The sequence below is a fragment of the Bacillus sp. FSL W7-1582 genome, from assembly GCF_038593325.1.
In the GTDB taxonomy this organism is placed as follows: domain Bacteria; phylum Bacillota; class Bacilli; order Bacillales; family Bacillaceae; genus Bacillus; species Bacillus altitudinis.
The window spans coordinates 3,493,925-3,520,107 of sequence record NZ_CP151987.1 but is presented as its reverse complement, the minus strand read 5'-3'; the positions used below and the strand labels follow the sequence as shown (position 1 = coordinate 3,520,107).

General features: G+C 43.8%; 28 protein-coding genes. 24 read left to right on the top strand and 4 right to left on the bottom strand.

Going from position 1 to position 26,183, the window contains the following annotated elements; genetic code table 11:
• Positions 1-7 precede the first annotated feature (7 nt).
• From NSQ11_RS18185 to NSQ11_RS18170, 4 genes are all read left to right on the top strand, one after another.
• Positions 8-331 (top strand): PTS sugar transporter subunit IIB, encoded by a 324-nt coding sequence (locus NSQ11_RS18185; protein ID WP_008345616.1) that lies wholly within the window; start codon positions 8-10, stop codon positions 329-331.
• Between the two features lie 19 nt (positions 332-350).
• Positions 351-680: a PTS lactose/cellobiose transporter subunit IIA gene (locus NSQ11_RS18180; protein WP_008345614.1), complete on the top strand. Its 330-nt coding sequence runs from the start codon at positions 351-353 to the stop codon at positions 678-680.
• Positions 681-745: 65 nt separating this feature from the next.
• Positions 746-1,600, top strand: coding sequence for a polysaccharide deacetylase family protein (locus tag NSQ11_RS18175; protein ID WP_035389944.1), 855 nt, complete (start codon positions 746-748; stop codon positions 1,598-1,600).
• 169 nt (positions 1,601-1,769) lie between these two features.
• Positions 1,770-2,135: a VOC family protein gene (locus NSQ11_RS18170; protein ID WP_076821371.1), complete on the top strand. Its 366-nt coding sequence runs from the start codon at positions 1,770-1,772 to the stop codon at positions 2,133-2,135.
• 69 nt (positions 2,136-2,204) lie between these two features.
• Here NSQ11_RS18170 and ribD read toward each other — a convergent pair whose 3' ends face one another.
• Genes ribD through NSQ11_RS18155 form a run of 3 tightly spaced genes read right to left on the bottom strand, consistent with a single transcriptional unit; the run spans position 2,205 to position 4,915 of the window.
• Complete coding sequence (ribD, locus tag NSQ11_RS18165) at positions 2,205-3,296, bottom strand: bifunctional diaminohydroxyphosphoribosylaminopyrimidine deaminase/5-amino-6-(5-phosphoribosylamino)uracil reductase RibD (RefSeq protein WP_007497931.1); 1,092 nt, start codon at positions 3,294-3,296, stop codon at positions 2,205-2,207.
• Positions 3,283-4,044, bottom strand: coding sequence for a GTP cyclohydrolase II (locus tag NSQ11_RS18160; RefSeq protein ID WP_249476674.1), 762 nt, complete (start codon positions 4,042-4,044; stop codon positions 3,283-3,285). The genes ribD and NSQ11_RS18160 overlap by 14 nt, the downstream gene beginning before the upstream one ends.
• Positions 4,022-4,915 carry a VOC family protein gene (locus NSQ11_RS18155; protein ID WP_041091551.1) on the bottom strand — a complete coding sequence of 298 codons (894 nt, stop codon included), beginning with the start codon at positions 4,913-4,915 and terminating at the stop codon, positions 4,022-4,024. Before NSQ11_RS18155 ends, NSQ11_RS18160 begins: the two co-directional genes overlap by 23 nt.
• Positions 4,916-5,094: 179 nt before the next feature.
• On the opposite strand from NSQ11_RS18155, the gene NSQ11_RS18150 reads away from it, so the two are divergent.
• The 15 genes from NSQ11_RS18150 (at position 5,095) to cydC (ending at position 21,580) form a co-directional block, all read left to right on the top strand.
• Positions 5,095-5,427 (top strand): helix-turn-helix domain-containing protein, encoded by a 333-nt coding sequence (locus NSQ11_RS18150; protein ID WP_007497926.1) that lies wholly within the window; start codon positions 5,095-5,097, stop codon positions 5,425-5,427.
• Positions 5,428-5,798: 371 nt separating this feature from the next.
• Positions 5,799-6,257, top strand: coding sequence for an NEAT domain-containing protein (locus tag NSQ11_RS18145; RefSeq protein WP_007497924.1), 459 nt, complete (start codon positions 5,799-5,801; stop codon positions 6,255-6,257).
• A gap of 20 nt (positions 6,258-6,277) precedes the next feature.
• Positions 6,278-6,934: a heme uptake protein IsdC gene (isdC, locus tag NSQ11_RS18140; RefSeq protein WP_046526788.1), complete on the top strand. Its 657-nt coding sequence runs from the start codon at positions 6,278-6,280 to the stop codon at positions 6,932-6,934.
• A 19-nt stretch (positions 6,935-6,953) separates the two neighbouring features.
• Positions 6,954-8,762: an NEAT domain-containing protein gene (locus NSQ11_RS18135; protein WP_008345597.1), complete on the top strand. Its 1,809-nt coding sequence runs from the start codon at positions 6,954-6,956 to the stop codon at positions 8,760-8,762.
• 77 nt (positions 8,763-8,839) lie between these two features.
• Positions 8,840-9,727 (top strand): heme ABC transporter substrate-binding protein IsdE, encoded by an 888-nt coding sequence (gene isdE / locus NSQ11_RS18130; protein ID WP_342501189.1) that lies wholly within the window; start codon positions 8,840-8,842, stop codon positions 9,725-9,727.
• 33 nt (positions 9,728-9,760) lie between these two features.
• Positions 9,761-10,747, top strand: coding sequence for an iron ABC transporter permease (locus tag NSQ11_RS18125; protein ID WP_007497915.1), 987 nt, complete (start codon positions 9,761-9,763; stop codon positions 10,745-10,747).
• Entirely contained in the window at positions 10,734-11,504 is a 771-nt protein-coding gene (locus NSQ11_RS18120) for an ABC transporter ATP-binding protein (RefSeq protein ID WP_342501188.1), read from the top strand. Before NSQ11_RS18125 ends, NSQ11_RS18120 begins: the two co-directional genes overlap by 14 nt.
• Positions 11,505-11,530: 26 nt before the next feature.
• Positions 11,531-12,280 carry a class B sortase gene (srtB, locus tag NSQ11_RS18115; RefSeq protein ID WP_058213457.1) on the top strand — a complete coding sequence of 250 codons (750 nt, stop codon included), beginning with the start codon at positions 11,531-11,533 and terminating at the stop codon, positions 12,278-12,280.
• An 18-nt stretch (positions 12,281-12,298) separates the two neighbouring features.
• On the top strand, positions 12,299-13,237 hold the full coding sequence (locus NSQ11_RS18110; protein WP_017358683.1) for an ABC transporter substrate-binding protein: 939 nt from the start codon (positions 12,299-12,301) through the stop codon (positions 13,235-13,237).
• Entirely contained in the window at positions 13,234-14,247 is a 1,014-nt protein-coding gene (locus NSQ11_RS18105) for an iron ABC transporter permease (RefSeq protein ID WP_342501187.1), read from the top strand. Before NSQ11_RS18110 ends, NSQ11_RS18105 begins: the two co-directional genes overlap by 4 nt.
• Before the next feature lies 1 nt (position 14,248).
• On the top strand, positions 14,249-15,370 hold the full coding sequence (gene isdG / locus NSQ11_RS18100; protein WP_046526783.1) for a heme oxygenase: 1,122 nt from the start codon (positions 14,249-14,251) through the stop codon (positions 15,368-15,370).
• Positions 15,371-15,699: 329 nt separating this feature from the next.
• Positions 15,700-17,115, top strand: a complete 1,416-nt coding sequence (locus tag NSQ11_RS18095) for a cytochrome ubiquinol oxidase subunit I (RefSeq protein ID WP_008345582.1) — start codon at positions 15,700-15,702, stop codon at positions 17,113-17,115.
• On the top strand, positions 17,102-18,118 hold the full coding sequence (gene cydB / locus NSQ11_RS18090; RefSeq protein ID WP_017368319.1) for a cytochrome d ubiquinol oxidase subunit II: 1,017 nt from the start codon (positions 17,102-17,104) through the stop codon (positions 18,116-18,118). The genes NSQ11_RS18095 and cydB overlap by 14 nt, the downstream gene beginning before the upstream one ends.
• Entirely contained in the window at positions 18,118-19,854 is a 1,737-nt protein-coding gene (cydD, locus tag NSQ11_RS18085; protein WP_136944643.1) for a thiol reductant ABC exporter subunit CydD, read from the top strand. The genes cydB and cydD overlap by 1 nt, the downstream gene beginning before the upstream one ends.
• A complete protein-coding gene (gene cydC, locus NSQ11_RS18080) occupies positions 19,844-21,580 on the top strand; it encodes a thiol reductant ABC exporter subunit CydC (RefSeq protein ID WP_129547968.1) in 1,737 nt (578 codons plus the stop codon). The genes cydD and cydC overlap by 11 nt, the downstream gene beginning before the upstream one ends.
• Positions 21,581-21,637: 57 nt before the next feature.
• On the opposite strand, the gene NSQ11_RS18075 is transcribed toward cydC, so the two are convergent.
• Positions 21,638-22,669, bottom strand: coding sequence for a pectate lyase (locus NSQ11_RS18075; RefSeq protein WP_017368316.1), 1,032 nt, complete (start codon positions 22,667-22,669; stop codon positions 21,638-21,640).
• Positions 22,670-23,158: 489 nt separating this feature from the next.
• Here NSQ11_RS18075 and sigY point away from each other — a divergent pair, with 489 nt between their 5' ends.
• From sigY to NSQ11_RS18050, 5 genes are all read left to right on the top strand, one after another.
• A complete protein-coding gene (gene sigY, locus NSQ11_RS18070; RefSeq protein ID WP_007497895.1) occupies positions 23,159-23,689 on the top strand; it encodes an RNA polymerase sigma factor SigY in 531 nt (176 codons plus the stop codon).
• Positions 23,689-24,000 carry a YxlC family protein gene (locus NSQ11_RS18065; RefSeq protein ID WP_035702515.1) on the top strand — a complete coding sequence of 104 codons (312 nt, stop codon included), beginning with the start codon at positions 23,689-23,691 and terminating at the stop codon, positions 23,998-24,000. The genes sigY and NSQ11_RS18065 overlap by 1 nt, the downstream gene beginning before the upstream one ends.
• Positions 23,997-24,209 carry a transcriptional regulator gene (locus tag NSQ11_RS18060; RefSeq protein WP_144716444.1) on the top strand — a complete coding sequence of 71 codons (213 nt, stop codon included), beginning with the start codon at positions 23,997-23,999 and terminating at the stop codon, positions 24,207-24,209. Before NSQ11_RS18065 ends, NSQ11_RS18060 begins: the two co-directional genes overlap by 4 nt.
• Positions 24,210-24,517: 308 nt before the next feature.
• Positions 24,518-25,888, top strand: coding sequence for an NADP-specific glutamate dehydrogenase (gene gdhA, locus NSQ11_RS18055; RefSeq protein WP_129547966.1), 1,371 nt, complete (start codon positions 24,518-24,520; stop codon positions 25,886-25,888).
• An 83-nt stretch (positions 25,889-25,971) separates the two neighbouring features.
• Positions 25,972-26,085, top strand: a complete 114-nt coding sequence (locus NSQ11_RS18050; protein WP_008345567.1) for a hypothetical protein — start codon at positions 25,972-25,974, stop codon at positions 26,083-26,085.
• Positions 26,086-26,183 lie beyond the last annotated feature (98 nt).

Here is a 26,183-nt window from a genome sequence, read left to right as displayed (position 1 = left end):
ATGGGATATGAAGCGAATCATTCTCGCTTGTGCAGCAGGAATGTCAACGTCGATTGTGGTATCTAAAATGAAGGCAGCCGCAGAAGGAAAAGGGCTGGATTATGAAATTTATGCGATACCTGAAGGGGCCATTGCGGACGAATTAGAAGAGCATGGGGACGATGTAAAGGTCATTTTGCTAGGGCCGCAAGTTAGCTTTATGAGAAAGGCAGCAGAAAAAACAGCGGCACCTTATCATATACCTGTCGATGTGGTAAATGTAAGATTATATGGAACAGCGAATGGAGAAAAAATTCTAGAACATGCACTGAAACTAGCAAATGAATCTTGAGCAATCGGAGGAGAAGCAGATGACGGTATTAGAGGAAATGCAGGGAGCAGCCTTTCAAATCATTGCCCATGCAGGTGAGGCACGAAGCCATTATGTAGAAGCCATTCGTCTAGCAAGAGCGGATGACTTTGAAGCAGCGCAGCAGTTGATTGAAAAAGGGGAGGAAGCGTTTCGAAGCATCCATGACCTGCACTTGTCACTGATACAAAAAGAGGCGGCAGGGGAACAGCTTCCCTTTTCTTTACTGCTCATACATGCAGAAGACCAAATGCTCACAACAGAGACCATCCATCTGCTTGCCATTGAAATGATCGAAATGTGTAAAAAAATGAATACCCTGTCAAAATAGATATCAGTTATTAACCAATTTCTGTTATAATCATTCGGTAGATAAAGAGAAAGCAGGATTGGTGAATGAAAAAAACATGTATGTGGCTTGCAGTTGGTTTAGTCATGCTGCTCATTTCGGGCTGTATGGGTACGAAACAGCAAACAGAAGGAAACCAGCAAGCCATCAAAGAGGTAAAGGGTCAAGGACAAACGAAAGAAACAACAGAAACGCAGCAAATTGAAGCGGCAGAGATAGACAAACAAAACTGGATTCAGCAAAAGGAACCCGTTGCGCTTCCAATCTTGATGTATCACAGTATCTCTAGCGGTAATTCGTTACGTGTGCCAAAGAGCGAATTTGCAGCTCATATGAAATGGCTGAAAGACAACGGCTATGTCACGCTGTCGCCGAAAGAGGCATATCAAGTTCTCTCGACCAATTCGACACCAAGTGAAAAGTATGTTCTTATCACATTTGACGATGGATACACGGATAACTACACAAAGGCATTTCCGATTTTAAAGGAATATGGAATGAAAGCCACGATTTTTATGATCGAGCAGTCCATCGGCCGTCCGCATCATTTAACCGATGCCCAAATGGATGATATGGTGGCGCATGGTATTTCAATAGAGAGTCACACCATTCATCATTTAGAACTCAATCGTTTAACACAGAAGCAGCAGGAAGAAGAATTAAAAGGATCGAAGGTATTCTTTGACCAGCGGTTTTCTCAACAAACGATCATGGTCAGCTATCCGGTCGGTCGCTATAACGAAGACACGCTGAAGTTGGCGAAGGAAGCAGGATATGAAATGGCTGTAACCACTGAACCAGGACATGCGAAGAAAGAACAAGGTATGATGTCCTTACACCGCCTGCGCATTTCACCGGGACTTTCACCCGAAAGCTTTGGCAGACTGATAGAGGGAAATTGATCAATATTAGATCACAGATGTTTCACATGAAACATTTTACGACACGTTTCGTGGAGATGATTTGTGGATCGACAACATCATAGGGCTTGAGTAACATCTAGGTATATTCTTCAGACGTGATCGTCACACATAATGTTTTTTAAATGATGTGAAAAGGGAGAGAGCAAAGATGTCAAATTTTCTTGGAATTGATCATGTCCAGTTAGCTGCCCCAAAGGGGAGTGAAGAGAAAGTACGTTTGTTTTTTGGAGAGATTCTAGGAATGGAGGAAATACCTAAGCCTGTTCACCTAGCAAAACGTGGTGGTGTTTGGTTTCAGTGTGGCAATCAACAGCTTCACATTGGCATTGAAGATCAATTTCAAGCAGCGAAAAAAGCTCATCCAGCTTTTCAAGTAAAAAAATTATCAAATGTAAAAGAGACATTGATGAAACATCACATTCTTATAAAGGAAGATCAGCCGTTAGATGGAGCCATCAGGTTTTATGTAGATGATCCATTTGGAAATCGAATTGAATTTTTAGAGAGACTGTAGAAAATAAATCTTGTGAGAAACAATAAGGATGTCGAGAAAATCTCGACATCCTTATTTTATGAAAGTATGTTATTGATAAACCGGATAACCCGTTATCTTTATATCTTTTCCCAGCGGTTCAAGAGAGAGTTGATCCAGTTCAATTGCATCACTCATGAGGCGTATGCCTTCGCCTCCGAAAAAAGAAGGAGAGAGTCGTCCGCCAATGAGCTTAGGTGCCATGTAGATGACGAGTTTATCGACAAGCTGCTGCTCCAAAAATGAGGCATTGATTTGTCCGCCGCCTTCAATCATCAGGGAGGAGACATTTCTTTCTCCGAGCACTTGAAGTACTTCTTGTAAGGGCACCCGGATATCGCTATCCGTCATGATGACACTGACGCCAGCTGCTTCTAAAGCGGCTCGTTTTTCTTCATCGGCTTGTTTTGTTGTGAAAATCCATGTTGGTGCCATCTGATCTGTGACCACCTTTGCTGTCAGCGGGATAGACAGTTTAGAGTCTAAGACAATTCGAATCGGATGATGACCGTTTGGAATGCGTGCTGTTAATGAAGGATCGTCGTGAATGACGGTTTGCGCACCGACCAAGATCGCATCGTTGATACTGCGAATGTGATGTGCATCATAACGGGACGTTTCTGATGTAATCCACTTGCTGTCAGACGTAGCAGATGCAATTTTTCCGTCTAACGTAATGCCTGCTTTGAGTGTCACGAAAGGCGTTTTTTTCGTAATAAAGTGGTTGAACACTTCATTCATGAGAATGGATTCCTGCTCCATGACGCCTGTGATGACTTGAATGCCTGCATCTTGTAAAATGGCAATCCCGCGCCCGGCAACAAGCGGGTTCGGATCCAGTGCAGCAACGACAACTTTTTCTACGCCAGCTTTCACAAGTGCTTCAGCGCATGGGCCTGTGCGGCCATGGTGGGAACAAGGCTCTAGTGTTACATAGATCGTGGCACCTTTTGCCTTGTCTCCAGCCATTTTAAGTGCATGAATTTCTGCATGTGGTTCGCCGGCCTTCATATGCGCCCCGACCCCAACAATTTCATTTTCTCGCACAATCACAGCCCCGACGAGCGGATTGGGAGATGTCTGACCTTTCATTGCTTCAGCATTTTCAAGGGCTAGTTTCATATATCGCTCATGATGTGGCAATCGTACGCACCTCTTGATCCGCTTTCATATGGCCTGAGCGGTTAATTTTTGTCTGCAAGTATTTTTCATTGAACTCAGAGACATCACCCCAAAGTGGAATCCGTCCAGAAAGAGAAAGGCCTGCATGACTGATAGCATCCGTCTTTTTCGGATTATTTGTGATCAGTCTGACTGGCTTTGTACGCAATGTTTGAAGAACAGCAATCGCTTCTTCATATTGACGTGTATCATCTTCAAAGCCTAGTGCTTCGTTCGCTTCTACTGTATCGTAGCCGTTTTCTTGCAAGATGTAGGCCATGGCTTTACTGAAAAGACCGATCCCGCGTCCTTCATGGTTGGCTAAATAAAACAGTGCGCCTGCTCCATTGTCCTCAATCATTCGCATAGACTGTTTCAATTGGAACCCACAATCACAGCGTTTGCTTCCGAAAATATCGCCGGTGTGGCAGATGGAATGCATGCGGATCAGCGCTTCATCAGCATGTTCGAAATCTCCGTAAACAAGGACACTTGATTGCTGGTGATCTGCAAGTTCACGGGAGGAAAGGCTTTCGATTAAAGCTTCATCTGATAATGGTTCTTGCCCGTCATCTTTTAACCATGAATACCAGTTAAACATGACCGTTCTACCGTCTAAATTCACTGGCAGTTTAATAGGTCCAGTGATATATATAAATCCGTCTTCTTGCTGTACTCGTTTGATTTTATCTTTTAAAATGGCTGTTTTAACCTCTGTGTGTTTGTCCATATTCTACACCTTCTTTTTTGTCTGTTTCTTCAATCTGTAAACGAACGAGAACGCCAAATGGATCAATAAATTCGTTGCTTTTTCCTGTCGTGTTCATGTGAACACCTGCTTTTGTCAGACGTTCGACGACGGATGTTCTATCGTCTTCTTTTGGGAAAACCAGTGTATAGCTTCTAATTCCTGAAAAACGTGGATCAATGGCTCCTTTTCTCCCTCGTCCCCATGCATTAAAGGCAAGGTGGTGATGATAGATGCCACCAGCAACGAATAAGCTGGCTGGGGGAGCCATTCGGATATGAAAACCGAGCGTGTTCACATAAAAGGAATCGGCTTCTTCTGGGTTGAGATGGAAATGCAAGTGTCCCATGACTGTACCAGCCGGGAGTCCTTCCCAGGTGGAATCAGCGGCTTCTTGCAGGAGACCATCTCCATCAAGCGGGGCATTTCCGCCACCTTTCAGCTCTCCATGCTCACCTACCCATATGTCCTGAGGACGATCAGCATAAATCTCAACGCCGATGCCATCTGGATCACTTAAATAAATGGCTTCACTGAAAAAGTGATCGCTTGCTCCAATTAAAGGATAGCCTTTTTTGATCACATGCGCCAGCCATGTGCCCAGGTTTTTTCTGGTAGGTAATAAAACCGCAAAATGATAAAGTCCTGGCTCATGATCCGGCTTCTCTTTCAGCTGCACATCTTCTTTCAGCACAAGGATTGGTTCCTTTGCGTTGCTGCCAAGCGTGACAGTAGAATCCGTCTGTTCTAATAAAGTAAAACCTAAAATGTCTGTATAAAAAGGCAAAGAACGCTCAAAGCTGGACACATGTAATTCTGTTACACCTAATCTTACTTGCTCTATTGTATTCAAAGCTCGGTCATCTCCTTCATGTTATATGCATCTGTATGTTCAATGGTTTATTGAAAATTGATAAAAATGATTACCTTGTTACTTTTAGTAACTAAACTATATAATAGTTAGTGACTTATTTCAAGTAATTAATTATGTTATAATGAAAAAAAGTAGAGAAAAGCAGGAGGGAGTAAAGTATGGCTCAAGTAGATGGCTGCCCAATTACAGATGCCATGGAGATTTTAGGGAAGAAGTGGGTGATTCTCATCATCAATCAGCTTTTGACAGGGCCAAAACGTTTTTGTCAGCTAGAAAATGAAATGAACATCAGCGGACGGTTATTATCAGAAAGGCTGAAAGATTTAGAAGCTGAAGGTCTTGTTGAGAAAAAAGTATATCCCGACATTCCCGTGCGGATTGAATATGAACTAACAGAACAAGGAAAGAAAATTGAACCAGTCATACGGGAAATGTATGCTTGGTCTTTAGAGCGCAAAAATAGTGAAAAGGGTGAACATGTCCCTTCTTAATGGACTTCGATCAGTGTCCCTGATCGATTTTTTTTGTGATTTTCCAGAAATCTAAGTCAATAGTATGAAAAATGATGTTGACAATAATTTCATTCATCATATAATATCAAGGAGAAGAGGGTTCTTTTCCCTGTAATGGAATGGGGGAGGTTATGCCATGGTATCATGAATGGGACAGATTACCTAAACCGTGTATCACTACATCATGTAGCAGCAGACATCTTTGACTTGTCGAAAGCAAAGATTTATTTTTTAAACTCAATTGATAATGATTATCATAATCATTTATGAGCGTGATTCATACGCTGATAAAGGTTATTTTTTTTATTATCTATTGAGAATAATTATCAATATCAATTAGGAGGATAAATATGAAATCACTTCGTTCAGCATCACACGTCTTATTATTCTTTAGCTTTGTTCTATTGTTTGCTCTAGCCCCGGTTAGCTCTGCCTCAGCAGCAGGCTTAGCAGATGGTCAATATTCAGCACAATATGTGGTATGGAAAGCAGACAGTGATTCAACGTCAACAGCAAATACGTATTTTGAAAAACCAGCTAAGCTTGTTGTGAAGGACGGAAAAATCAAAGCGCAAGTCACGTTAACGAACAGCTCTTGGATTACAAGCTTTAAAACATTAGATCAAGGTGTCTACAAAGATGCGAAAGTGATCAGTACAAACACAGCTGCCAATAAGAGAACGGTAGAGTTCAATGTCAACAGCCTGACAGATGTTGTACCAGCTAAAGTGAGTGTGACAGTACCGGTCATTGGATATACAGGCAATTACGATATTCGCGTCAAGTTTGATGCAGCAACTGTTCAATAAAAAGGGAGGAAATTCATCTGATGAAAAAATGGATCAGGATGCCAGCCTTTGTGGCTGCATTATTGCTGGCACTTATACTGCCTTTTTCAAATGCACAGGCTGCCTCATTAAATGATGGTACATACTCCGTCAATTACACTGTGATGAAGGCCGAAGGAACTGCCGTTTCGATGGCAAATGATTACTGGCTGAAGCCGGCAAAAGTGATCGTGAAAAATGGCAAGCTGACTGTGCAAATGACCATTAAAAACAGCAGCTGGGTAACGGAATTTAAAGTGCCGGGAAATGGTGGCTATGTCGATACGACGGTTCTATCAACGAATAAGAAAGCCAATACAAGGCTTGTTCAATTCCAAGTACAGAGTTTGTCTAAACCAATCAAGTCAAAAATCCATGTCACAGTCAAATCGGCTGATTATGATCACGACTATACCATCCAGCTGAAATTCGATGAAAGCAGCATCAAGTCACTTTCTTCTGACAGTTCAAAAGAAACAGCAGGTGCAGCAAAACATCAAGAAACATCAAAAGAAACAACCAAAACAACTGATTCATCCACCAAAACAAAACAAGAAGAAAATCCTCAAACTGGTGATACAAGCCAGATGGGATGGCTCCTTGTGCTTGTCTTATGTTCAGGCGGGTTTTTAGCGAGAAAGTGGATCATCAAGCATTAACGGAAGGAAGTGTCATCTTTTGAAACGTCTTTTTCATCTACAGACAGCTATTCTGCTCGTTTTATTCAGTTTGTTGACTGCGTTTCAGCTGCCTCAAGGAACGGCTCAGGCGGCATCATTGGCTGATGGTGAATATACGGCCGGATTCACCATTTTAAAAAATGGCAGCACTGAAGCATCCATGATGGATACGTATACAGAAAAGCCAGCTAAGCTCATCATCGAAAATGGCAAGACGACTGCCTATCTTACGCTGAAGCAAAGCAAAGAAATCACAGATTTCAAGGTCGAACAAAATGGCTCTCTCGTCACCACTGAAACGGTCAGTGAAGATGAGACAGCAAATACGCGTGTAATCAAATTTGATGTAGCCGATGTATCAGCCAAATTAAATGGCTGGGTCAAAATTTACTGGGACTTAGGCGGCTTTATTTATGATGAGGCGTATGACGTACAGCTCGCTTTCGATCAGAGCAGTCTCACACTTGTCACGCCTGCGAAGCCAGACGATAGCGAAACAACACCAGATGATCAAAATGGTACGACGCCAGGCGACAGCGAAACAAAGCCGGATGATCAAAATGGTACGACGCCAGGCGACAGCGAAACAAAGCCGGATGATCAAAGTGGCACGACGCCAGGCGACAGCGAAACAAAGCCAGATGATCAAAACGGCACAACACCAGTTGATTCGACGCAGAACCAATTAAAAGATGGTGTGTATCGTATCAACTACAGTGTGCTGAAGGGCGATGAGGATGAGGCATCTCGGATGAGCCAATACTTCTCACATCCAGCATCGTTAACCGTTAAAAATGGAACGCAAACCGTTTCCTTTACGGTGAAGGATCATACGTCAGTTGATTCTTTGAAAATAGAGAGAAACGGTTCTTATCAAGAAGTGAAAAACGTGAGCACAGATCAAGCAAAGAACACAAGAGTGGTTTCATTTGAAGTGTCTGATCTGAAAAAAGCAGTTAACGGAAAAGTACACATTGTAGTAGCAGCCGCTCACTATGATCAAACGTACGATATTCGTTTTCAATTTGATTCAAAAAGTATCGTTCCACTGAAGGACGGTCAAATAGAGGAAGAAACCCCGGCTACACCAGAAACACCAAAACCAAATAAACCAGCACCAGACACAACGAACGGCGGAACGAATCAAGAGACAGTTCAGCTAAAAGACGGAGTGTACAAGCTTCCTTTTTCAATGAAGAAAGCAGACAAAGATGAGCTTTCTCGCATGAACGATTACGTCGTGAGCCCTGCGACATTGGTGGTGAAAAATGGCCGCCATTTCGTTTCATACACTGTGAAGAACAGCTCAGCCATCACGTCGTTCCAAGTAGGAACCGGCGGTAAATTTGAAGAGACGCTAGTTGCAAAGGCTGATCAAAAAGCAGATACACGAGTGATTCAATATGAAGCAAAAAGTTTGAGTAGTGATCAGGCAGCACGCGTGAAAATTGACATTCCAGCTGCCAATTATCATGAGCAGTACGATGTCAAACTTGTCTATGATACGAAAGGTATCGCAAGTGGTGAAGGAAGCGGAATTGCGACGGTGATCGGAGACGATGAGAGCATCGGCTTTGTGAAAAATCCGAATGATCACGATTCTCAACCAAACCAGCTTGCGAATCTCGCACCAGAGGAAACGGGCGCAGAGCAGATGACCTTTACGCCATCAGATGACCAAACCAAGTCTGAGACAGGTCAGTTGAACCCAAAAACAGGAGATACTTCACTTCTTTGGGTGTACATTCTTTTATTCGGCGGATCACTATTCGTGCTCGTCAGAAAGTATCAAACTCGTACAAGATAAAGAATCTATTTTAAGTGAGGTGCGCCATTCATCTCGGCGCATCCACTTCCTTTTTTTCGAAAGGAGGCTTCTGTTTTTTGAAGCATCGAATGTTATGTACCCTGATCACGGCTCTATGTGTGTGCGTCTTCTTAGCAGGCTGCTCACAATCAGCTGAAAGCTCAGCGAAAGGCAAAAAAAATGCAGCATCAAGTGCCCGCATTGTGGCAACGACTGTAGCTGCTGCTGAGATCATGGATGCGCTAGAGGTGGATCTTGTCGGGGTGCCAACAAGTCAAAAATCCTTGCCGGCTCGATACAAAGGACTCCCAGCAGTCGGTAACCCAATGAGCCCGGACATGGAAATCATCCAATCACTTCAACCGACAGATGTCCTGTCTGTCACGACTCTTCAATATGATTTAGAAACGCCTTTTCAACAAGCTTCTGTCCCTGCGACATACCTCAACCTTGAGAGCCTGGACAAGATGGAGAACGCCATCACAAAGCTTGGAGAAAAATATGATAGAAAGACACAAGCGAAACGCATTGTGGATGATTTTGAACAAAAAAAGAAAGACATACAAGAGAGAACGAAGGGAAAGACGAAGCCATCCGTTCTCATTTTGCTTGGTGTACCAGGCAGTTATTTAGTGGCAACAGAGAATTCGTATATCGGTGATCTTGTGCGTATTGCAGGAGGAAAGAACATCGTAAAAGGTGAGAAAATGGAGTATTTGGCATCCAATACGGAGTATTTACAAAAAGCCAATCCAGATATCATTCTTCGAGCCGCACATGGGATGCCGGATGAAGTCGTCAACATGTTTGATCAAGAATTTAAAACAAATGATATTTGGAAACATTTCCATGCGGTCAAACAAGACCGGGTGTACGACCTCGAAGAAAGCTTATTCGGGACAACAGGCAACTTAAAGGCAGCAGAGGCATTAGATGAATTGACTCGTATGTTGTACCCGTCATAAGCGGCGAATCTTAATGATAAAAGGACGTTCAAGATGAAAAAAACAGGGATTTTATTTCTGATAGTCAGTCTCTTACTAGCCGGCGTATTTATTTATTCCGCCATTACGGGGAGCATTCATGTTACACCGATTGAATTATTGGAAGGGCTTATGACCGGTCAACATGCACAGGTAGAAATCATTAAAGATTTAAGAATCCCCCGCATGCTCATTGCGATGTTTACAGGGGCGGCATTATCTGTCTCCGGTGTCCTCTTGCAGTCTGTGATGAGGAATCCATTAGCAGATGCCGGTGTTATTGGTATTTCATCGGGAGCTAGCTTCTTTTCTTTAATGGCAATTACAGCGCTTCCTCAATTTTATTTCTACTCTCCTTTATTTTCAGTTTTAGGCGGGGCAATTGCCTGCTTCCTCGTATACGTGTTGTCTTGGAAAGGCGGCTTAAGCCCGATTCGAATGATATTGGTGGGGATCGCCATCAATGCCATGTTTACAGGGATGGCAGAAGCGTTTGTGACCATTTGCAGCTATTTCAATATCACCATTAATCAGTCGGGACAGTCGAATCTCACGATGAAAACGTGGGGAGATGTCCGTTTAATCGGTGTCTATGGCGTCATTGGGCTTGTGGTTGCGCTTTTCTTTAGCAGATGGTGTAACTTGCTTGCCCTTCAAGATAAGACGGCGAAAAACTTAGGATTGCGTGTGACCAGAATGCGCCTTTTGATTTCAATCACGGCGGTGTTATTAGCAGCGGTGACTGCTGCGGTAGCGGGCGTGATTGCCTTTGTCGGTTTGCTCATTCCCCATATCTCTAGAAGGCTCGTCGGCTCGGACCATCGGGTACTGATTCCATTTTCTGCGTTAAGCGGGGCCTTGCTCATTTTGACGGCTGATACGCTCGGCAGAACGCTAGTGGCACCAAATGAAATCCCTGCTTCTACAATCATGGCTGTCATTGGCGGGCCGTTTCTGATCTTTTTATTAAGAAGGGGGGATCGTCTGCATGGACATTCGTGAGGTGTCGTTTTCCTATGATCGACAGAGGGACATTGTTCAATCGGTCACCACGAAGATCGAAAAAGGGAAAATTACGACCATTATCGGTCCAAATGGCTCGGGCAAATCCACGCTGCTTTCTTTGATGGCACATAACCATTGTCCAAACAAAGGACAGATACATTTAGATGGGCAAGAGCTGAATGCGTTCAAGCCAAGGGAACTCGCGAGAAAGCTGGCAGTCGTACATCAGCAAAATGAAGCGCCGCTCGATTTGACGATCGAACGAGTCGTGGCATTTGGGAGAACGCCGTACCAAACGATGCGCGGCAGTGACAAGGAAGAGGATGAGAAAGCAATCGAGTGGGCGCTGTCCTGTACCAAGCTGACGGATAAGCGAAAGGTGCCACTCGCCTCATTGTCAGGCGGAGAACGGCAGCGTGTATGGATTGCGATGGCTTTAGCGCAAAAAACACCGATGCTTTTCTTAGATGAACCGACGACTTATTTGGATATGTATTATCAATTTGACATTCTTGAGCTCATTCGAGAGCTCAATGTCGAGCATGGATTAACCATCGTGATGGTCCTGCACGATATGAATCAGGCGATTCGCTATAGTGATGTCATCATCGCCATGAAAGATGGACAAATTATCCGCGAAGGGCGGCCCAATGATGTGTTAACCGAAGAAATGGTGCGGCACATTTATCATGTGTCCGTCACAATTAAGCAGGATGCAGAAACAGGGATGTATATCGTGCCTGTAGGCATATAAGTTGTGCAAAAAGCAGGTGAGACAGTGTGAAACGAGGGAAAAGGATCGGGCAGCGAATGCTGACGATCGTCTGTTTAGGTGTTTTTCTATATAGCGGTACTGCCATTGGCTTGGAGCTCTTTGGCTATTATCAAAATCGTCAGGTGCTTGCAAAGGCTCAGACACTTTACACACACGAGGATGGAATGAAACAGCGAAAACCTGGAGAAATCCGTCAGTCATTTGATGATTTGCGAAAGGTGAATCAAGACATTGTCGGTTGGATTGATATGAAGGACACGATGATTCAGTATCCAATTGTTCAGTCAAACGATAATGCATTCTATTTAACTCGTAATTATGTAAAGGATGACACACGGGCAGGCAGTATCTTTATGGATTATCGTAATGACGTCTTGCATGAAAGTCCCAATACAGTGGTGTACGGTCATCGGATGAGGGATGGGTCTATGTTTGCTGGTCTCACAAACTATTTGAAAAAAGATTTTTTCCAAGATCATCGCACATTTCAGTACGATACGCTGTACCAAAGCTATGAAGCAGAGATTTTTGCTGTGTATGAGACGACAGTCGATTTCGATTATATTCAGACTGATTTTCAGGATCTTGGTGAATATGCGCACTACTTGCAAGCTGTGCGTAAGAAGTCCATCTATCAAACGAAAACAGACGTATCCACAGATGACTTGATTCTCACATTATCGACCTGTGATCACGTGCTGGCACCTAAAAACAAGCGTCTCGTGGTACAGGCGAAGCTAAAGAAAGTTTACTAGAAAAGGAGAGACAGACGGTTGAAATGTTTACATGTGATTTGGGCAGGACTCGTCGTCGTGCTTCTCCTCGGCGGATGCAGCCAGGCGGCGCCTGTCGAGAATGAGAGCAAGCAAGGTGCGCTCAACATTCAGGATTTTGCCGGCAGAACATTATCGTTTCATGAATCACCTGAACGGATCGTCTCGTTGTCAACTGGCGACATGAGCATCATTTATGCCTTAGGTGGCCAGGTTGTCGGCCGGCCAACTGCCGAATTGCCAGACAATCTACAAAAGGCAAAGTCCGTACAATCAATTGGCACAACCCATCAATTTGATGTCGAGTTGATCACGAGCTTAAAGCCCGATGTGGTGCTTGGGAATGAATCATTAAACAGCAAGGATATCTCTACTATAGAAGGGATTGGTTCACAGCTTCTTTTGACAAGTGCCAACTCAGTGAAGGACATCCAGCGTCAAGTTACTTTATTTGGTGATTTACTTGGAAAGCAGCAAAAGGCAAAAGCGCTCAATGCTCAAATCGATCAGCGGATTAAGCAAGTGAAGCAGCCTGAGAAAAAAGTAAAGACACTCGTTGTATATGGTGCGCCCGGCACATATATGGCGGCACTTCCACAATCTTTAAGTGGTGATCTGCTGCGGATCGCTGGTGGGGCGAATATTGCTGAAAACGAACCAGCACTCGAAAAGTTTCCGCAATATGCACAAATCAATGCAGAAAAGGTAATCGAGGCCGATCCAGATCTCATCTTGCTGATGACCCACAGCAATCCTGAAGATGTCAAAGCAGGCTTTATGAGTGAAATGAAGCAAAATGCGGCGTGGCACGATGTATCAGCTGTCAAAAATGGACACGTTGAGATTCTGCCAAGTGACCTATTTGGGACAAATCCAGGCGCAGAAGTCATCAGAGCGATCGATGAATTAGAGAAGAAATTGAAGCGATTGTCATCATGAAGATGAATGCAGAACTAGATTTTCAAAAAAGGCAGTCAAGACGAAAATGGCTGTTACCAGGATTGTTTCTCTTTTTATGTGTGGGCGTCTGTCTAGGACTTGCGGTAGGTTCTGTCCAATTATCGCTGACGGATTTAATGGCTGTCTTCACGGGATCAGGTCTGCCTGTTCATGAAAAAATTGTCATGGATTTACGGCTGCCGCGTGTGCTCATTGGTTTTCTCGTTGGGGCCTGTCTCGCAGCATCAGGAGCGATTTTACAAGGAGTTGTCCGAAATCCACTGGCTGACCCTGGGATCATTGGTGTGACTGCGGGCGGCGGGTTAGCTGCTGTACTCAGCATGATTGTTCTTCCGCAATTCACGTATTTGCTTCCGGCAGCCGCTTTTCTGGGCGCCTTATTAGCAGCTCTTGTCGTGTATATGCTGTCATTTGATCAAGGGGTTTCACCGCTTAAATTGATCTTGGCAGGTGTTGCCGTCAATGCCTTGCTTGGTGCGGTGATGAATGGGTTTATGGTGCTTTACAGTGAGCGTGTGCAGGCTGTTTTGCCTTTTCTATCAGGGGGATTAAACGGGCGGAGCTGGCATCATCTTAGCTTTGTGTCGCCATATGCGCTGGCTGGATTATGTCTTTGTTTTTTCGCCATTAAACCGTCCAATCTCCTTTTGCTTGGCGATGAATCGGCTCAGTTATTGGGTCTTCGAGTAGAGCGGACTCGATTTTTTCTCATTGCGCTGGCCGCTCTTTTAGCTGGAGCGGCTGTCAGTGTCAGCGGTTTAATCGGTTTTGTCGGGCTTGTTGTACCCCATTTTATCCGTCTTTTAATCGGAGATGATTACCGGTATTTGCTACCGATTTCAATGCTTGGAGGGGGCGTGCTTGTGGTCTTTGCCGATACAGCAGCACGGGTCTGGTTTACACCGGTTGAATTGCCTGTAGGGATCTTGCTTGCCTGCATCGGTGCACCTTTCTTCCTCTATTTGTTAAAAAAGAAAGGGAGGGGTTAAGATGGATGTCATTGCAATGGATGACGTGAGTCTCAGTCAAGGCGGCTTTCGGCTGTCTTCCATTTCAGCAGCTGTTCCTAAAGGGAGTGTGACCGGAATCATTGGCCCGAATGGGTCAGGTAAGTCGACTTTTATCAAAGCGGCCGCACGACTGACCTCAATCGAAAGCGGCATGATTTACATTCACGACATCCCGCAAAAAGAGATGACGGCACAGGAGATCGCCAAGGAGGTGGCAGTTCTCATGCAAACAAGAACCGCCATTCCATCGATGACAGTACGTGAGCTGGTCGCACTTGGACGCAGTCCGCATCGTTCCATCTGGAAAAAAAGTACCACGTCAGATCATGAAGCGATTGAGTGGGCGCTTGAGGTGACGAATAGCCGCACCAATGAAAACAGAATGCTCCATACATTATCAGGCGGAGAAAGACAAAAGGCATATATTGCAATGGCACTGGCTCAGAAGACAGAGACTATCATTCTGGATGAGCCAACCACTTATTTAGACATTGCGCATCAGCTTGAATTACTGGAGCTGCTCAAACAGCTGAATCAAACACATGGCATCACCATTTTAATGGTTCTCCATGACTTGCAGCAGGCCGCAAAATATTGTGACCGTCTCATTGCTATGAAGCGAGGTCAGGTGCATCAAATTGGCTCACCAAATGAAGTGTTAACAGAAGACTTTTTCAAGGAGGTTTTTGGGATTCAGGCGGAGGTTCACTTAGACGGACCGCATCCGCTCATTATCCCCATTGCCTCCATTCAACAACAAAAGGGAGATGAACCAAACATGATTATTGTAAACAACCAAGTAAGAGTAGAAAAAGGCAGTGCAGACCACCTTGTTAAACGGTTTAACAAGCAGGGACAAGTAGAATTTATGGAAGGCTTTTTAGGAATGGAAGTATGGGTCACTCAACAGACAACTGATTACGATGAAGTGACCATTCACACCCGCTGGAATCGAAAAGAAGACTTTGTGAATTGGACAAAATCTCAGGCATTTGGTGATGCGCACGCTCATGGAAAGGCGAAACCTGAAGGCCTGTTAAAAAACAAAATTACGTACTATGAAGTGCAAGTCACAAGACCCGCTTTACAGAAAAAAGCCTAAATATTCAAAAGCGCTGCAGCGAAGAAGCAGCGCTATTTTTTTTGTGATTGTCTCTTTCCGTCACATATTTTTGACAAAGTATTCAAACAACTGACACAATCCTATCCAAATTTTAGGTAAAATTTACTTTATTTTTGAAGCGCATGGGTGTAAAGTACAGGTATAAATAACTAACCGAATGAAAATCAAGAGTAAAATTTCACCGAGTGAACTATATCAAATGGACTTTCATTTGTGAATCATTGAACAAATAGTGAACTTTTTGTGAAATGGTGAGCATAAATATCTCGAATCATTCGGCATGCGAAAGTAAGGGAGGATGTAAGGCTGTGAGTGAGCTGTTTTTAGCAAGATTTCAATTTGCCTCAACGACATTATTTCATTTTATTTTTGTTCCTATGTCTATAGGTTTGGTATTTATCGTTGCATTGATGCAAACCCTTTATGTCGTCAAGAAAAAAGAGATTTATAAAAAGATGGCGAAATTTTGGGGTCACCTTTTCTTAATTAACTTTGCAGTAGGTGTGGTGACAGGGATTCTGCAAGAATTCCAGTTTGGGATGAACTGGTCTGATTATTCAAGGTTTGTCGGTGATGTCTTTGGTGCACCGCTTGCCATTGAAGCGCTATTGGCCTTTTTCCTTGAATCGACCTTTATTGGCCTTTGGATATTCGGCTGGGACCGTCTGCCGAAAAAAATTCATTTGTTATGTATTTGGCTTGTTTCTCTTGGTACGATCTTTTCGGCGTTTTGGATTTTACTCGCCAACTCATTTATGCAGGAGCCAGTTGGATTTGTGATTAAAAATGGCCGTGCAGAAATGAATGACTTTGGGGCGCTCGTGACAAATCCGCAACTTTGGGTAGAGTTCCCGCACGTTCTGTTTGGTGCATTGGCAACCGGTGCTTTCTTTATCGCGGGTGTCAGTGCCTATAAAATGATCAAAAAACAAGAAGTGACCTTTTTCAAAAAATCTTTTCAGATTGCCATGGTGCTTGCTTTCATTTCTGGCTTAGGTGTGGCGTTCTCTGGACATGATCAAGCAAAGCACTTAATGGAATCACAGCCGATGAAGATGGCAGCAAGTGAAGCCCTTTGGAAGGATAGTGGAGATCCAGCGGCTTGGACACTATTTGCCAACATTGACACAGATAAAAAAGAAAACTCTGCGGAGATCAATATTCCGTTTGCTTTAAGTTACTTGGCTTATTCGAAGTTTAGTGGAGATGTGCCAGGCATGCTGACCCTTCAAAAAGAATATGAAGCCAAGTTTGGTCCTGGAGATTACATTCCTCCAGTCAAAACAACCTTCTGGAGCTTTAGAATCATGGTGGGTGCCGGCATGTTGATGATTTTTGCTAGTATGATTGGTTTGTATTTGAGCTTTAGAAAAAAACTAGAATCAAACAAATGGTATTTACGCTTCATGGTATGGATGATTGCGTTCCCGTTTATTGCAAACTCAGCTGGTTGGATCATGACGGAAATTGGGCGTCAGCCGTGGACAGTCTTTGGTATGATGACAACCGCACAATCCATTTCACCAAACGTATCGTACGGCATGTTGCTATTCTCAGTCATTAGCTTTACGACCATTTATCTGATTCTTGCCATCGTGCTTGCCTACTTATTCATTCGAGAAATTAAAAAAGGTGCACATTCTGAAGAGAATACAGATCAAAAGGATGAAACGGACCTGTCTACAGATCCATTTGATGGAGGCGCATATCATGGCATATCTTAACGAGATTTGGTTTATTCTTGTCGCAGTACTGTTTGTTGGATTTTTCTTCTTAGAAGGATTTGATTTTGGTGTCGGGATGTCCATGCAGCTTCTTGGAAAAGATGCACACGAGCGCCGCATTTTAATCAATACGATTGGCCCTTTCTGGGATGCGAATGAGGTCTGGTTGATTACAGCAGGCGGAGCTATTTTCGCCGCTTTTCCTCACTGGTACGCTACGATGTTCAGCGGATACTATATTCCGTTTACGGTTCTCCTGCTAGCGCTCATTGGGCGGGGGGTCGCCTTTGAATTTAGAGGGAAGGTCGAGAAGGCTTCATGGATCAAAACGTGGGACTGGGTGATCTTCTTTGGCAGCCTGCTTCCGCCATTTTTACTCGGCGTGCTATTCACAAGTATTTTACGAGGAATGCCCATTGATCAAAGCATGAATATGTACGCTGGATTTACAGACTTTGTGAATCTTTATTCAGTGATCGGCGGGGTAGCTGTGACGGTTCTTTGCCTTCTGCATGGATTGATTTTCGTCACACTCCGCACTGAGGGTGATTTAAGAAATCGTGCAAGAAAGCTCGGTCAGCGTGTTTTATTGATTGCACTGCCGGTTCTTGTTGTATTTGTTGGTGTGTCTATTCTTGAAACAGACATTTATACCGTGCGTCCGATCATTACGATCCCTTTAACTGTACTCATTGTGGTTTGTTATGTAGCGGCTCTATTCTTTATGAGAAAAGAGCGTGATGGATGGACATTTTTATTCACAGGTGCAGGTATTATGGTGACGGTGACCATGCTTTTCACAGCATTATTCCCGCGTGTCATGATTAGTTCGATCAACCATGCATTCGACCTCACCATTCAAAACGCTGCATCAGGATCTTATTCACTGACGGTCATGACGATTGTTGCCATTTCTTTGCTGCCTTTTGTGCTTGGGTATCAAATCTGGAGCTACTATGTCTTCCGTAAACGTGTAAGCGGTAAGGAGCCAATGACCTACTAATGGATAAACGTTTGCTTCAACTAAAAGGAATGAGGGGGCTTCTTGCCCTCTTAGGTATTGTGTCAATCATCCAAGGAGCAAGTATTATTTTTCAAGCACAGTGGCTGGCACATGCCATAACAACGCTGTTTGACGGGAAGAGCCTCATGCAGGCAACGCCTTATGTCTTGCTGTTTCTTGCTGCCTTTCTGGTGCGGCACGGTCTCACCTTGATGCGGGAGAAGGTCATGTTCACCTATTCTTCCCGAATTGGAGCAGACGTCAGAAAGCAGCTGTTGGACCAGCTGTTCCGTTTAGGGCCAGCTTTCACGAAGAAAAAAGGAACAGGAAAGCTTGTGACATTGGCGATGGAGGGCATTGCCCAATATCGTCAGTATTTACAGCTGTTTTTGCCGAAAATGGTGAACATGGCAGTTATTCCGGTGATGGTGCTTGTCTATGTTTGGACATTAGATGAAACATCTGCTGTCATTCTCATTGTCACGCTGCCGATTTTAATTGTTTTTATGATTTTGCTAGGACTTGTCGCTCAGCGTAAAGCGGCCAAACAATGGAGATCGTATGAGAAATTATCCAATCATTTTACTGATTCTCTCCGTGGCCTTGAAACGCTTCGCTACTTAGGGATTAGCAAAAAGCATTCTCGTAATATTGGAGAGGTCTCAAAGCGTTATCGAAAGGCGACGATGAGCACACTGAAAGTCGCCTTTCTTTCTTCTTTTGCTCTCGATTTCTTTTCTATGCTGTCCATTGCGACTGTCGCTGTATTTCTCGGCTTGCGCTTAATTGAAGGAGATCTTTTGTTATTGCCCGCTTTGACCGCACTAATGCTTGCGCCAGAATATTTTTTGCCAGTCCGTGAAGTGGGGAATGATTATCATGCGACGTTAAACGGTAAAGAAGCGAATGAGGCGATTCAAGTGATTTTAGAGGAAAAGGGCTTCCGAGAGCAGGAGACACAATCCGTGCAGCTGAACGAGTGGAATGAGCAATCTGAGCTCACACTGCAAGATGTCAGTGTCTTGCATGATGAGCATGCACCATATTCGATTCAGGATGTCGACCTCACTGTGAAAGGAAAGAAAAAAATTGGGATCATCGGTGCCAGTGGTTCGGGGAAATCGACGTTAACGGATGTTCTCGGCGGTTTTGTTGAACCGTCTGCAGGTGAAATCATCCTAAACGGAAAGCCGCTTGCTCATTTACAGCTGGCGGCATGGCAAAAAGAAGTCGTTTATATGCCGCAGCATCCTTATTTATTTCACATGACACTGAGAGAAAATATTCGTTTTTATGAACCGAATGCAACCGATGAAGACGTCGAAAGAGCGGTGGAAGAGGCAGGTTTGTCTCATCTCGTAGCGGAACTCCCCAATGGACTGGATGAGGTCATTGGCGAACAGGGCAGAGGACTGAGCGGCGGACAAGCGCAGCGGATTGCACTCGCTCGCACAGTGCTCGGCCAGCGATCCATTATGCTGTTAGATGAACCAACGGCTCATCTGGATATTGAGACAGAGTATGAATTAAAGAAAACAATGCTTCCATTGTTTGAAAATAAACTTGTGTTTTTAGCCACACACAGACTTCATTGGATGACGGATATGGATGAAATCATTGTGATGGATCATGGGACGATTGCAGAGATGGGGACTCATGAATCATTAATGGAAAGAAAAGGTGTGTACTATCAATTGGTACAGGAACAAATGGGGGCGGTCACACATGGTCAGTAAAGGCTGGTTTATACCTTATATCAAGGAGAATCAAAAGCTGTTTGCCTTGGTGCTTTTTTTAGGGGCGATTGCGGTGTTTTCTGCTTCTATGCTCATGTATACGTCAGGGTTCCTCATTTCAAAAGCTGCCACAAGACCTGAGAATATCTTGATGGTCTATGTCCCCATCGTGGCAGTACGTACCTTTGGTATTTCACGCTCAGCTGCTCGTTATGCAGAAAGACTGGCGAGTCATCAGCTCATTTTGACGATGATTGAAAAAATGCGGGTACGTCTTTATGATATGGCTGAACGAAGTGCCAAACAGACTAAGCTGGGAACAGGTGAAATGCTTGGGCTGTTATCAGAAGATGTGGAGAGATTACAGGATGCGTATTTAAAAACAATCTTTCCATCCATCGGTGCGCTGCTTTTATATGCCGCTTCGATTGGAGCCCTTGGGCTTTTTTCATGGCCTTTTGCCGGGTTGATGCTGCTTTATATGGCGCTGCTCGTATTTGTATTCCCATACATCACAGTACTTGTGAACCGGGCGAGACAAATTCAAATGAAGAAAGGCAGAAATGAACTGTACAGCCATTTAACAGATGCCGTCATGGGCGTGAGTGACTGGTTGTTTAGCGGCAGACAGAACGATTTTGTTGAAGGCTATGAACGAAAAGAAGCAAAGCTATTAGCACTCGAAGCGGCAAAGCATCGGTTTATCCGTCTGCGCCAATTTTTAGCACAGCTAGTCATTGGAGGAGCAGTCGTCCTTGTTGTGTATTGGAGCGGCTCGGTCGTTCAGGAAGGTTCTATGCCGCACACGCTCATCGCAGCCTTTGTGCTTGTGCTGTTTCCATTAACAGAAGCCTTTCTTCCGCTGTCAGATGCAGCAGGCGACATTCCTGTTTATCAGCATGCCGTCAGCAGATTAAATCATTATGAAAAGCAATCGTATGAAGGATTAGTGGAGAGGGAGGCAGCAGACGAGACACCCGTCTCTGATGGCGTTGAAGCGGTCTGTTTTGATCAAGTCACCTTCGGATATGAAGTCAATAAACATGTGCTAAAGCATTTTTCGTTTTCACTGAAGCAAGGTGAATCGCTCGCTCTTTTAGGAAAAAGCGGTGCAGGCAAATCGACCATTTTAAAATTGTTAGAAGGGGCAGTCGTGCCAAATCAAGGGGTTGTCAGCATTCAGGGGAAACCGGTACAAAGCATTCAAGAGGAGGTATCCTCTTATGTGTCTGTGCTCAATCAACAGCCCTATTTATTCGATACATCTGTTTTAAACAACATTCGCTTAGGCTCTCCAGAAGCGACAGAAGAGCAAGTAAAAGAAGCCGCGCGGCAAGTGCAGCTGCACGATTACATTGAGTCTTTGCCAAAAGGTTATCACACAGGTGTACAAGAGACAGGGGTTCGTTTCTCTGGTGGAGAAAGGCAGCGTATGGCTCTAGCTCGGATTTTGCTGCAAAACACACCGATTGTTGTATTAGATGAGCCAACCGTCGGGCTTGATCCACGCACAGAGCGTGAATTGCTTGAAACAATCTTCCGTGTGTTAAAAGGAAAAACAGTCATTTGGATCACCCATCATCTCACTGGTTGTGAGGCATGTGACCGTATGATGTTTATTGAAGGTGGACGCATTGAGATGCAGGGGCAGCATCATGATTTGCTGAAAGAAAACCTGCGTTATCAAAAGCTGTATGAAATGGACCGTCCATTTTCGGTCGTGTAAAAAATGGATGACAAGAACGTTCGGCCAGAAGATTTCTGCCCGAACGTTTTTTTGAGATTAAGGATTTACTTTTCCTACACCCGCATTTGATACAACTTCTGATTTCACATTGTTCACGTTAAGCAAAGAGTAGTTATAAGGAGGGTTGTACGTACCTGTTGAAGACGTTGGCAGGCTACCTGTGCTGTTAATATAAGAGTTGTTGATGACATGCCAAGTACCAACTTTACTGCTGTCCCAGCTGCCGATGGCATTTTTCGTGTTTTCAAATACGTTGTGTTCAATTCTCATTTTCGCGCCCATACGTGAATTAATCGCTGTTGTTAGGATGTTTTTGTAATAGTTGTTATACACATGGCCTTCCCCGAAGCGCATAGACGGTACACGAGAGTTCAAGTTTTCAAAACGGTTGTTGTGGAACGTGATTTTTCTGTTGTAGTTATCGTTATCGGAGCTGCCCATCAGCATCGTTTTCCAGCTGTCATGGACATAGTTCCATGAGAACGTAATGTAATCAGAGTCATTTTTCACATCGAATAACCCATCATAGTCATCTTTATCAGAGTTTAAAGTGTTGTAGAGTTCATTATGGTCGACCCATACGTTTTTAGAGGCACCTTCGATTCCGATGGCATCTTTATCACCGATTTTGCTGTGATGGATTTTGAGGTTGCGGATGATGACGTTATTAGCGCGCCATACTTTAATACCAATCCCGTTAAATTCGCCGTTTGTCCCTTTACCGACGATGGAGACATTGTTTGTATCTTTCACATCAATTTTATTGGCCGAAGTATTAGAAGGAGTAATCGTTCCGTCTACCACGATTTTCAATTTTTCATTTGTTCCTTTGCTTTTGAGGGCAGCTAATAGTTCATTTCCGGTTTTCACCGTCACCGTTTTACCGCCTTCACCGCCTGTTGTACCGCCATTTAATGTGGAGAATCCTTGCTGATTAAAATTGGCCATAATCGAAGGGCTTTCTGGATATTTCGTTGCTGCTTTTGCCTCCCCATTTGGTGCAAATAATGAAGTCACGAGACCAACCGCTAACACACCAGCTAACATTGGAACTTTTTTCTTCAACATGAACATCTCCATTCTCTATTTTGTTTTAATGTAAACGTTTCCAAAATAAGCTGCGATTCAACCGCTCCTCCTTCCTTCGCCAGCATCGCCTCTTTCGGAATGTAGGAAGAGCATAGCACGCAAAAAGGTATCATCGGCTAAGAATTGAAACGAAGTATTCCACGATTTTCAAGGAAACTAAGGCAATGATTATTTCAATTTATCTACATGAGACAAGGATCATTGACGATAGGTACTGGGGTAACCTAGTGATTATGAAAAGGACGTTCTTCTTTTTAAGGAAAATCAAGATGATTACGAAAGCGTCATTTTGTTAGAGACAAAGACATGTCATAATCATTACATAAGAAAAAATTGGATATCAAATAAATCCGTGCGCTAAACAGCAGGTAAAAAAAGGCTCCAATTAAAAAAAGAAGGTCTATTTTAAACGATGCGATCACCGGTGTCGTCTAATCAATAAGAGATAGAAAGGAAGGAGGGACGTGTTTGGAGCAGACCGAGGAGACTTTATGGATCAAGCGGGCAAAACAGGGGGATGATGCCGCATTTACCGCCCTTTATCGGCATCATTATTCGTTTCTTTACCGTTATTTGATGAAATTGACCCTTCAACAAGAGCTGACAGAGGAGATCATGCAAGAAACGATGCTCAAAGCGTACATGAAACTTTCTTCTTTTAGAGGAGATTCATTATTTTCAACATGGCTCATGTCCATTGCATCTAGACAATTTCTAGATCATCAAAAGAAAAGAAAACGTGAACAAACGAGAGAAGGAAAGGCGAATCAAGAAGCCATCCGCCGGTTCAAATGGGATGTTCAGCAAAAAGGCCATACTTGGCATGACATGTGGGATGCTTTAAATGAGTTAAAGGCTCAGGAGAGAGCACCGATCCTTCTCCATTATTATTATGGCTTTACTTACCCTGAAATCGCTTCGATGCTCGGGGTGAGAGAAGGTACGGTGAAATCGAGGGTTCATCATGGGATCAAGAAAATTCGAAAGGAGTGGGACTGATGAAAGAAGATCGTTTCGCCGATCGTTTAAAAGAGGAGCTGCAGGAGCTCGATGAACAAATTGAAGTAGAAAAGCCGAGTGAACAAGCTTTGATGTTGATGCTAAAGCAGGCAAAGGAAAAAGAGAAAAAACGTTTTAAACAAGAAGTGCTGGCGTACATCCTCGTCAGTCTGACCATCATGACACTTTTTGCAGCTGCCATTACTCATTTGCCCATCATCTTCATTCTTCTCCAAGTGGTGAGCGTGCCACTCTGTGTGGTTGTCGGCATCAAGGAATATCAACAGATTAAAGGAGGGTCTTCCTTATGAGTCAGACAGAAATGATCATCTTATTGTGCGTATTGCCGTTACTGTTTGCACAAGGATTTCTCTTATTTATGGATGCCAAGAAAAGAGGGCGTTATAAATGGTTCTGGGGCATCATTGGGTTAATCAACTTCCCATCTTCTTCTATTTTATATTGGCTGTGTGTTGTCTTACCTGATCAAAAAAGAGGAGAAAAGCTCAGAAAAGATTGAAAGACATTGTAAAACTTTTGACCTTTTTTTTGAATGATCATCATCTAGAAAAAGTGAAAGTTTCATGAATGTGTCAAAGAAAGCGGGATGTTGAACATCCAGTTCGTCATTTCTAGCACGATAGTCATTCTTTGAGCGGGTCATTTTCATGACGGAAGGTGATTCTGCTTGATCTATCTCATTTCGGCATCGTTTTCATCTGTTATCAATATTGATCAGTTTTTACAAATGGTGTTAAATTAATCTCAATATGCGTTAGAAAATCTAACAACCAAAGAGTGAGATATTGACAAGGAGGCAGATGAGACATGTTGACCTTAGATCGAGCAGCACAAACAGCACAAAGCTACATCCACCGTGTGCTAGAGGATGTAGAAAAACGGAATCCAGGCGAGGCGGAATTCCAGCAAGCCGTGAAAGAAATTCTGGAATCCCTCGTCCCGGTTTTTGCAAAACACCCAGAGTATGAAAAACAGGGGATCTTAGAACGCTTAATTGAGCCTGAGCGGCTTGTGATGTTTCGTGTACCGTGGGTAGACGATGAAGGCAAAGTACAGGTGAACAGAGGATTCAGGGTTCAATTTAATAGTGCCATCGGTCCTTATAAGGGGGGCATTCGGTTTCACCCATCGGTCAATGCAAGCATCATCAAGTTTTTAGGATTTGAACAAATCTTTAAAAACGCACTGACAGGTTTGCCGATCGGCGGAGGAAAAGGTGGATCAGATTTTGACCCTAAAGGGAAATCTGATGGAGAAATCATGCGTTTTGTTCAAAGCTTTATGAGTGAACTCAGTCGTTATATTGGACCTGATCAAGATGTACCGGCAGGAGATATTGGGGTAGGCGCACGCGAAATCGGCTATATGTTCGGCCAGTACAAAAAAATGCGTGGTGCGTATGAAGCAGGTGTCCTGACAGGAAAGAGCCCTGGCTTCGGAGGCAGTTTAGCAAGAAAAGAAGCGACAGGCTACGGACTGGTGTACTTTATGGAAGAAATGTTAAAAGCCCACGGAATGCAATTTGAAGGGCGATCTGTTGTTGTGTCTGGGTCAGGAAATGTATCGATTTATGCGATGGAAAAAGTATTGGAATTGGGCGGAAAGGTTGTGGCTTGTAGTGATTCAAGTGGAGCCATTTACGACCCTCAAGGCATTTCACTTGAGACAGTGAAGCAGCTGAAGGAAGTCGATAACCAGAGAATTGGTGCCTACATAGACATTCACCCGCATGCTGAATTGATTGAAGATTGTGAACAAATTTGGTCTCTCCCTTGTGACATTGCGCTGCCATGTGCGACCCAAAATGAAATTTCAGAGTCGCAAGCACAGCAGCTAGTGGCAAACGGTGTCATCGCTGTAGGAGAAGGGGCCAATATGCCGTCGACACTTGGGGCCGTCAAAGTATTTGAACAACATGATATTTTGTTTGCACCAGCAAAAGCAGCAAATGCTGGGGGAGTGGGTGTTTCGGCGTTAGAAATGGCGCAAAACAGTGCGAGAATGTCTTGGACTTTTGAAGAAGTAGATGGTCAGTTGAAACAAATGATGCAGTCGATTTATCGTCAGTGTACTGAGACAGCTGAAGAATACGGATACGCTGGAAACTTAATGGTAGGCGCAAATATTGCAGGATTTCGCAAAGTGGCAGATGCCATGATCGCACAAGGCGTCATTTAACTCCTGCTCTCCCGCACCTGTTTATTTCATCACAAGATCGGGAATCGTCTTGTAAGAATGACAATAAGGAGGCGCGGGAGAAAATGAAAAAGTGGCTGAAACAAATTGTCAAATGGGCACCAGTGATTTATCCAGTGGTGAGGAAAATATACAAAGAACGAAAAGCATCCAAAAGTCGTAACGTATCAGCCGGGTAATCCGGCTTTTTTTTATGAAATGAATGAAACAAAAAAATATGCTGTGGGAATGATCCATTTCACTTCTCTCTCCGTTAAGTACATAACAAACGGAAAGA